This is a genomic window from Pseudomonas nabeulensis (assembly GCF_004682045.1).
Lineage (GTDB): Bacteria > Pseudomonadota > Gammaproteobacteria > Pseudomonadales > Pseudomonadaceae > Aquipseudomonas > Aquipseudomonas nabeulensis.
In genome coordinates this window covers 1-4,724 of the sequence record NZ_QUZT01000133.1, presented here as the reverse complement: position 1 = coordinate 4,724, position 4,724 = coordinate 1, and the positions used below count along the sequence as shown (strand labels likewise).

The following is a 4,724-nucleotide window of genomic DNA, read 5'->3' as shown; positions in this document are numbered from 1 at the left end:
AAACCTGCTCAACGGCGGCGCGATCACCGCCGGTGAACGCATCAGCCTGCTCGCCACCGACAGCATCCGCAACGCCATGGCCGGCGAAATCCGCGCCAGCCATGTCGAGCTGATCAGCGTCAACGGCGACATCATCAACGACCGCACCGCGCACGCCCACTATCAAGGCGACGGCACCCTCGTCACCCATCTGGATAACGCCAGCCAGATCAGCGCAGGCCAACAACTCACCCTCAACGCCGGCCGCGACATCACCAACCGCGGCGATATCAAAAGTGACGGCGACGCCAGCCTCAGCGCCGCCCGCGACATCAACCTCATCGCCGTCACTAATACCCAACAAACCCGCATCACCGAAAACGGCGGCCATCGCGTCACCCAAAACAGCGTCACCGAACACCTCGGCGCCCACCTCAACGCCGCAGGCAACCTGAGCCTGCAAGCCGGCGGCGACATCACCTTGCTCGCCAGCCAGGCCAACGCCGGCAAAGACCTTACCGTCGCGGCGGGCGGCAGCATCAACCTCCTGGCCGCCGCCAACGAAACCGACCGCGAGATCAACAGCAAACGCAACGGCGCCAAAACCCACGAACAGACCAGCCAAGTGCGGCATATCGGCAGCCAACTCAACGCGGGCAACAACCTCACAGCGAGCGCCGGGCACAACATCCTGCTGCACGCCAGCCAAATCAGCAGCGGCAAAGACGCTTACCTGATTGCTGGCAATCAGCTGCAACTGCTGAGCGCGAATGACAGCGACTACAGCCTGTACGACTACACGAAAAAAGGCAGCTTCGGTGCCCTCAAAACCCAACGCGATGAAGTCACCGACGTAAAAGCCGTCGGCAGCCAAATCAGCACCGGCGGCCACCTCAACCTTATCAGCGGCGGCGACCAGCTCTACCAGGGCGCAAAACTCCACAGCGGCGCCGACATCGCCATCACCAGCGGCGGCGCGGTGACCTTCGAAGCGGTCAAGGACCTGCACCAGGAGAGCCACGAAAAAAGCAAAAGCGACCTCGCCTGGATGAGCATGAAAGGCGAAGGCCGCACCGACGAAACCCTGCGCCAGACCGAGATCCTCGCCCAAGGCCAACTGGCGATCAAAGCCGTCGAAGGCCTGCGCATCGACATCAAGGACATCAACCAGGCCACCGTCACCCAAACCATCGACGCCATGGTCCAGGGCGACCCGAAACTGGCCTGGATCAAGGACGCCGAGCGGCGCGGGGATGTGGATTGGCGACGGGTCAAGGAGCTGCATGACTCGTACAAGTACAGTCATTCGGGCATGGGCCAGGGCGCGATGTTGGCCGTGATTATCGTCATGTCGGTGATCACCGCCGGTGCAGCGAGTTCGCTGGCGGTGGCCGCAGGCGGCGGCACGTTGGGCTCTGCGGCGGGTGCGACGTTCCAAGCCTTCGCCAGCCAGACAGCGGTGAGTACGATCAACAACAAGGGCAATCTGGGGGCGGTGTTCAAGGAGGTGACGTCCAGCGCAAACGTTAAAGGCTATCTCACATCCGCTGTAACCGCGGGCGTCAGCAAAGGCTATTTGGATGACGCCTTCGGTATCGCCCCCGACAAAGCCAACACAATCAACAAAGGGTTTCAGCTTAATGAGTGGGCGGGCATAGGAAAGTTTGCTGCCTACACGGGAGCGCAAGGCATTGTGCAGGCCAGTGCTGGTACTGCGATTCAAGGCGGTAGCCTGGGCGATAACTTAAAGAGCGCGCTGAATGCTCAAGCCCAGCACCTAGTGCAAGGTGTTTTGTTTCACGCTGTAGGTGATTTGGCGAAGAGCAATGAGTGGCCAGAAGGGAGCCCGCAAAAAATAGCACTCCACGCGCTGGTTGGTGGCATTGTCAGTGAGGCTGCGGGGCATGGGTTCACAGTAGGAGCAGCAGCGGCAGGGGCCAATGAGGCGCTGGGGAACGCATTGTCGGAGCTCGTAAAAGGTGATCCTCAGTTGCAATTGATGGCCTCACAACTGGTGGGACTTGTGGCGGCAGGTTTGGTAGATGGCGACCTTCAGGCCGGTGTCGACATCGCCAAGAATGCCACCGCATTCAACCGACAACTGCATCCCGAAGAAAAGGAGCTGGCACGCCGTCTTGCTGAAGAGAGCGAAGGTAAATACAGCGTAGAGCAAATCGAAAATCAACTAAGACTTTCCTTTGTTAAGGGCACTGATATTGGACCGGGGAGCGATATCGTGGCGACGGCTGACGGAATATTTGACCCCGATGGAAACTGGAGGCCGCTGGGGAATAGTCATTTTGTTCAGGACTTTGTAAAGGCTGACAAAGATGTAATCAATTACATCGATGGGAAAACAGAACAGTATTCGTGGAGTCGCGAGGCCCAATATGGGTGGAGGCCTTCATCTGTGTTTGATCCAAGCCTCTTGCCTCCGCCTGGAAATGATAAGCGGGATCATCTGACAGGATATGTACTGGATGATAGCAACGGCTATAGAGTTCCTATTGCAGTCGAGGGAGTTATCTACAGCCCAAGATTTATGTCGTGTGGTAATGCTGAGTGTATTGCCGCAGGGGCAAATTTGGATCTTGCTGATATTGAAACTTTGCGTTGGGTGAAAGCTTCAAATGATAAGGTTTTTAGCGAGGTAGCAACAATAATGAATGTCGGGGCAGTGGCTGCTCCTGTAGGTGGTGTTGTATATTTGGCGTCCGGGGCAACTATTACATCACTCTTGAGTGCTTGCCTCAATGCAGATTTGCCGCAAACTTCCAGCAGTGCTGCTTTGAGTGCGGGATTTGAAAAGTTCGCGAAGAAAAATGGAGTGTCTAGTGACTTGGCTGCTCGGATATCCAATGCACTGAGCGCTGGGCGTGTATGGGATTCAATTGTCAAAGATATTTTGGGCGGGCGAGAATAGCATGGGGGGAGTTGTACTGTTTCTTAAGCAATACAAACATGTAGTAGGTATTTTGCTTTTTACAATCTCCCTGCTACATGCCTCTCTGCGGATGAGCGGCGACTGGAATGTGTTTTTCTCAATTTTACTGGGGCAGCTACTTTTTGCTAATGCCGTTTATGGATACCTGAGAGGGGGGTGGGTGGGTGTAGGGTCTGGTGGATTGGATAAGGACGCTGATCCTAAGATGCGAGCAGCTGTTGCAGTAATTTGCATGTGTGTCTACTTACTGTTTTTTTTCTTGGCTTTTTGAGTGGGACGAGTTACGCAGTTAATTCGTTGGTTTTAATACAGGCTATCAGTACGGCTCGGCGAGTGCTAGAAATGCATTTGCCGATTGTCTGGCGAGATGAGAAGGAGGATGTCGACTTCTGAAAGGTAAATGTTAGGGTTCAAAAACATTTAAGTTGATCATGTGGATGGGTATGCGTATATGAAAGCCGTATTGTAGTGGGCGACGGCGTTATAAGTTGAATCAGAGCGCTTGATGATTTTGTTAGGTTTTAACTCCTGTAAAAACAATAGTTGCCAAGGGAGCACTATGCTAAAAGCACTAATAAAAATCATCCGCCCCCTAATCGCCTGTATCTCCTACACTGTAACCGGCTCAATAGGCGCGCCGTTCTATCCCGCCCTCTCTGTCTAGAAAGAATAACCATGGAAGAGCTTATCTATAAAACCGTCCACTGGCTTGGAGAAACCTACTCAGGGTACAGAGGCCGGCCGACACATCGCTTTGAAGTCATCGTACTTGTCGCCTTGGCGATCGCTGGCATGATCAGTACCGCGCTGTACCGGGCCAAGCGGCAGGCGTTCGAGTCCCGAACCGCACAAGCCGTGGCCGCCAAACCATTGGTTGCTGTGGCGTTCAGTGAAGAGAACGGGCAGGTTATCCGGCAGGTCGCGACGCTACGTGAGGGCGTTGCAGGTTATAGCGTGTCGGTGAGCCGTTGTTGCGGTGACGATTGTGTTGAGGTGTGTTCGCAGGCGTTGGGATCGATGGTCGCTGTGGAGGCTTACCTGAGAGGCCACACCGTATTTGTACTCGCCGATTTCAGCAGGCAGGACGACTGAGCAGTCGCCCTGTTCCCGTTTAGGCCACCGTCCACGCGGGAGGGGCTTGCCCAATGCCTGTCAGTTAAGGGAAACACTGTAACTGTGGCGAGGGAGCTTGCTCCCGCTGAGCCGCGAAGCGGCCCTAGCTCTTTGTTTTAAAAGACTGGGACTGCTACGCAGTCCAGCGGGAGCAAGCTCCCTCACCACAGGTAACTTTTACACTTGCCACTTCTTGACTGACTGGCATTAGGGCTTGCCCTCGATGGGTCGCCACGGTCGTTCATTTAAAACTCGATAGCCATACCGCTTGCTGGCTTCGATAGCCAAGCCACTGCCAATATTGCCAAAGATACTCCCTTCCACATGCCGCGCATTCGGCAGCATCGCCGCCACGCTCTGGCGCAGTGCCGGGATCCCGCTGGAATCGCCGGTAAAGAACACCGTGTCCACCTAGCCAACACTCACCGACGCATCGCTGAGCAACTGGTGACACTCCCGCGCACACGCTCCAGCAGGCTGTCGATGGAGGATTCGAACAACGACCGGCACAGGTCCACGCTCAGGCCTTTTTCGATGCGGTCCGGCGCCACATGCCGGCAGCTTCGCGACCGGCGCATTTGCCGCCGGCGCCAACGAAGCCCTGATCAGCAGCCTCGCCCACGCCGTCGAAGGCAACCCGGCACTGCTGCTCGCCGCCTCACAACTGATCGGCATCGCCGCAGCAGGC

2 protein-coding genes and 1 pseudogene are annotated in these 4,724 nt (G+C 56.0%); 2 read left to right on the top strand and 1 reads right to left on the bottom strand.

Features of this window, described 5'->3' with window-relative positions:
* Both DYL61_RS31045 and DYL61_RS31040 read left to right on the top strand, forming a co-directional pair.
* Positions 1–2,902 (top strand): DUF637 domain-containing protein (locus tag DYL61_RS31045; protein ID WP_193559475.1); only part of this gene is annotated, 2,902 nt, incomplete at its 5' end.
* A 696-nt stretch (positions 2,903–3,598) separates the two neighbouring features.
* Complete coding sequence (locus tag DYL61_RS31040) at positions 3,599–4,015, top strand: hypothetical protein (protein ID WP_135311561.1); 417 nt, start codon at positions 3,599–3,601, stop codon at positions 4,013–4,015.
* Between the two features lie 228 nt (positions 4,016–4,243).
* Here DYL61_RS31040 and DYL61_RS31035 read toward each other — a convergent pair.
* Positions 4,244–4,593 (bottom strand): annotated as a pseudogene (locus DYL61_RS31035) (Hsp70 family protein); the annotation flags it as partial.
* Between the last annotated feature and the right edge of the window lie 131 nt (positions 4,594–4,724).

Coding starts and splice junctions, on each gene's coding strand:
- DYL61_RS31040 (WP_135311561.1), top strand. CDS start 3,599: ATGGAAGAGCTTATCTATAAAACCGTCCACTGGCTTGGAGAAACCTAC.